General features: G+C 29.7%; 2 protein-coding genes. Both read right to left on the bottom strand.

The window, feature by feature from the left end; genetic code table 11:
* Window positions 1-225: 225 nt before the first annotated feature.
* Window positions 226-1,887 carry a thermosome subunit alpha gene (gene thsA / locus Q0138_RS01740; protein WP_297980076.1) on the bottom strand — a complete coding sequence of 554 codons (1,662 nt, stop codon included), beginning with the start codon at window positions 1,885-1,887 and terminating at the stop codon, window positions 226-228.
* Window positions 1,888-3,605: 1,718 nt separating this feature from the next.
* Window positions 3,606-4,829, bottom strand: a complete 1,224-nt coding sequence (locus tag Q0138_RS01735; RefSeq protein WP_297980078.1) for an FprA family A-type flavoprotein — start codon at window positions 4,827-4,829, stop codon at window positions 3,606-3,608.
* Between the last annotated feature and the right edge of the window lie 242 nt (window positions 4,830-5,071).

Raw genomic sequence — 5,071 nt, 5'->3', positions numbered from 1 at the left:
AATTTAATTTAATTTAATTTAATTTAATTTAATTTAATTTAATTTAATTTAATTTTAACTAATTTGAGAAAAAGCATTAGAAAATTAGTAAAAAATTAAAAAATTAGTAAAAAAGTAGTAAAAAAATTAAAAATTAGTTAAAAAGAATTTAAAAAAAGCAAACCCGAAGCAAAACTCGACAAGATTTTGGTCAAGGTTTTTTGGCCGAAGGCCAAAAAAGCTTGTCTACATCATAGGAGGCATTCCGCCAGGCATGCCGCCCATTCCACCCATACCAGGTGCAGGAGGCATTCCACTATTATCTAAGTTTTCATCCTCATCAACTTTTTCAAGTGCACCGGCAGCAGCGACCAAGTCGTCAATACGCAAAATCATTTCACAAGCTTCCTGTGCAGATTGAATAGCTTGCTTTTTAACTCTTTGAGGTTCTACAACACCTCTTTCTTTCATATCAACAACTTTTCCTTCAAATACATCCAATCCCATGTTGATGTCCTTCTCATGTGAAGCCCTTAATTCAACAAGCAAATCGATTGTATCCAATCCTGCATTTTCCGCCAAGGTTTTAGGAACAATTTCTAAAGCTTCTGCAAATGCCATAATAGCCAATTGTTCTCTTCCACTTACAGTATTGGCGAAAGCTCTGAGTTGTCTTGCAATTTCAATTTCAGGAGCTCCTCCACCAATAACTACTTTTCCATCCTCAACAGTAGCTGCAACTACACCTAAAGCGTCTTCCATAGCTCTTTCAATTTCAGAGGAAACATGTCTTGTACTTCCACGGATTAAAATGGAGCTTGCCTTAGGATCTTCACAATCTTCAATGAATGTTAATATTTGGTCAAATACCTTTTCCTGATGCACATAACCTGCAGTACCTAATACATCGGAAGTCAAATCTTCAATGTTGGTAACCAATTCAGCACCGGTTGCCTTCATGATTCTCTTTACATCAGTATTCTTAACCCTCTTGAATGCCATTACTCCAGCCTTGGTCAAGTAATGTGCAACAACATCATCAATACCCTTTTGACAGAACAATACATTACATCCGGAATCGATGATCTTGTCAGCGATGTCCTTAAGCATTTCTTGCTCATTGTCAAGGAACGCCTGCATTTGAAGAGGATCTGTAAAGTCAACCTTTGCATTGTCAAGGTCCTTCAATTCCAATGGATATTTCATCAATGCAATCTTTGCATCATGGACTTCAGCAGGCATTGCTTCAGACATTCTGCCCTTGTCGATGAAAATGCCGTCAACAATTTCAGAATCCTCAATGCTTCCACCATTGATTCTGTGGATTTTAATAAGTTTCTTGTCAAGTTTTTCTCCTTCCTCAACCTTGAGTGCAGCCTGAACAAGCAATTCAGCCAATTCATCCTTTGCATAGTCAGAACCTTTACCGGTCATTGCAGTCTTTGCAATTCCAAACAAGGTTTCTTCATCTCTTGCATCAATGGAAATGTCGAATAAAATTTCCAAAGCCTTTGCAACAGCCAATCTGTATCCTAAAAGAATGGTTGGTACCGGAGTTCCATCCTCAATCAATTCTTGAGCCTTCTTAAGCAATTCACCAGCAATGATAACTACGGTTGTAGTTCCATCCCCAACGATATGTTCCTGTTTTCTTGCAATTTCAACAAGCATTTTAGCTGCAGGGTGTGCAATATCCATTTCCTGAAGGATTGTTGCTCCGTCATTGGTTACAACAACATCACCCATCTTATCCACTAACATCTTGTCCATTCCCTTAGGACCAAGGGTAGTTCTTACAATACTTGCCAATATCTGACTGGCAAGAATATTCATTCTCAAAGCGGTTCTGCCTTGAAATCTATCAGTATCATCACGTAAGATAAACATTGGTTGATTAATTTGTGCCATAATATCTCCTTAATTTTAAAATACTTTAAATAAATATAAATAAAAAAACAGTCCAGATGCCTAAGATGACAACAGACCATTTCCATTAAAAAATGACATATTTGAATCCGACAAGACCAAATAAGGCATTTTTATTAATTTAAATTATTAGAATAATTAATAAATCTAGATTAAATTATCCATATAAATATAGATGGGTTTGTTTTATTATAAAAAACTTTTGATAATTATATTTTTTATTTATACAATATTAAATGGGAAATAATCAGGAAAAATATTTGTAAAAAAAGAAGTTGAAAAACAGTTAAAGATCTTTTAAAAATAGTGAAAAATAGCTAAAAAAATTAAATTTAAATAAGTAAAAAATAGCTGAAAAAAATTAAAATAAGTAAAAAATAGCTTAAAGAAATTAAAATAAGTAAAAAATAGTGAAAATAAATAGATAAGAATGAAGGTTACTCTTTTGTTCATATTCATCCAAAATTGTGTTAGTAAATTTTTTATCAAGAGTAACCTCAAGAACTATCCTAAAATCTAAAACTAATTTTGTATATGTAAAGGGGGTGATATGTTAAAAGAAGATTTTTAATTTAGAATAGTCCTTATTTATAAGATATGTTTTAAGATATAAAAAGTTTTTGCTAAAAATTATAAAAAAACTTATAATTCAATGAAAAATTAATAAAAAAGGAATATAAAAGTATTAATGAATTATATTGACAAAATACATCAAAATATTAACAAAAATAGAAAAATATAGGGAAAACATTCAATAAAATTATCAGAAACAACATAAAATGATAAAAATTTCTGAAAAATTTTTAAAAAAAATAACTAAACTAAGTTAAAAATAAATTTTTTATAAAAAAATTCTAAAATTAAAATTCTGAAAATTAGTGATTCAGAATTAAAAAAAAATAAAAAAATAAAATAAAATAATAATCAAACTGAATAAAAAAAATTTCTAAAAAATAAGTACTAAAAATAAAAATCTTAAAAATAAGCAATATAAAACTTAAATTCACAAAAATAAGTAATCTAAATTAAGAAAAAGAGAAATAAAGTAAAAAATAGAAAATAATAACGACTAGATAGCTCTTAAATAAAAAAAGCACAAGTATACTATCCATTAACATTTTTTATAAGGCAAAAAATATTAAGAGCTAACTAGTACACTTAAAGTTATTAAATTAAATTTATTTAAACTTTTCTAAAAAAAATCAATTTTTCCTTAATTTTGCAAAAATTTAAAAAAAATATAAAATTAAAAAATAATGAAAATTTTTAAAAATAATCTAAAATTTAATTTGTTTAATAAAATAAAATTAGATTGATAAAATTTAATTTGATTAACAAAATGCAAAAAAATTGTAAAAATGTAAAAAAAGTAAAATATTCAATTTTATTGAAAAAATAAGTCTTTTCAATGATTTAAAAATTACATGAAATTGAAGAAAAATTACATGAAATATGTTAAACGAGTTAATAATTGAAAGCTTGAAGGAAATTTTATTAAAAAACAATAGTAAAAACTAAATAAATTAATTTAAAATCAATGAAAAAATCAAAATAAGATTAAAAATTAAAAAAAATACTGAAAAAACAGAATTAAATAAATAAAAAGAATAAAATAAAATAAAAATTAAAAAAAATAGTGAAAAAATAGAATTAAATAAAAATAATAAAAGTAAAAAAAGTAAAAAAAGTAAAAAGAAGAATTATTCTTCTTTAATCATTTGAGCTACTTTTTTACCTAATTCATAACATTCTGCCAATACTTCATCACTAGGCTTGAAGTCAATTTCCTTTTGTTCAATTACTTCAAATCCGGCACCTTCAAGGTTTTCTGCAAGCACTCTTGTAGATCCGCCTGCCCAACCTTTGGAACCAAATACAACTGCCTTCTTTTGGTCAATCATGCCAAAGTTTAAACAGTTAAGATAATACATTACATCCCCAATTCCAGGGAAAGGATTGTTCATCATGGTAGGTGCACCAACAAAGATTGCCTTGGAGTCAAGCACATCAGTAACTGCATCTGACTTGTCATCATCATGCATGAAGTACATCTTAACCTTTACTCCTTCACTCATTACGCCTTCAGCCATTGCATGAGCCATTCTTTGTGTGGAATGGTGCATTGTATCATAGATAAAGGTGATCTTGTCCTCATCATATGCACCGGTAGACCATTTGGTGTATAAATCAATGATGAAGTTAGGATTTGTAAATATTTGACCGTGACATGGAGCAATCATCTTAAGCTCATCAACCAAGCCTAAATCAGCCAATTCCTGAACTTTTCTTCCAACCATTGGAGAGGAAAGGGTAATTAGGTTAGCATAGTATTTTCTTGCAGCCTCTGTAAGGATTGCAGGATCAACCTCAACATCCAATCTTTCGGAAAGACAGATGTGTTGACCGAATGCATCGTTTGAAAAGAGTATTCCATCTTCCATCAACATGGTAAACATGCTGTCAGGCCAGTGAAGCATTGGAGCGTTTACAAATTTAAAGGTCTTGCCGCCAATGTCAAGGGAATCACCGGTTTTTACTGTATTGAATTCAAAGTCTTCAAGTTCAGGCAAGTGGTTTTTCAAACCAGGCTCTGCCTTTTTGGAACAATAGACTTCAACATCAGGGAATGCTGCAACAACTTCTGAAAGGGAACCGCTATGGTCGTTTTCAATGTGGTTTTGAATAACTACATCAATCTTGACTTCCCTGCCTTCCTTTTCAAAAGCATCGTAAATTCTTCCCCAGAACTGTTCAGATTTACCTGGATAAACATTATCAATTAAAGCAACTTTATCTTCACCAAATACCAGGTAACAGTTATAGGTGGTACCGTCTAAGGTGTATCCGTGGTAGTCACGAATGTCCCAGTCCAATACTCCTACCCAGTAGACATTATCTACAACTTTGTATGCGTCAGCTTTCATCATCATAATCACATTCCATTTTGTTTATAAATTTATTAAACTTAAATTACAAATAAAAATTTAAAATTTTTAAATTCTTAATAAAATAATTAAAAATTGAATATTAAATCTTTCAAATAAATTAAACTAATCAAAATAACTTAAATTAATCAAAATTAATCAAATTAATTGAATTATAAAAAATTTAAATTAAATTTTTAATTTAAGATCGGAAGAGCGTCGTGTAGGGAAAGAGTGTAGAT

It is taken from the genome of uncultured Methanobrevibacter sp. (assembly GCF_937906425.1).
GTDB lineage: Archaea > Methanobacteriota > Methanobacteria > Methanobacteriales > Methanobacteriaceae > Methanobrevibacter.
The sequence above is the reverse complement of the archived record's forward strand: the minus strand, read 5'-3'. Positions and strand labels throughout refer to the sequence as shown.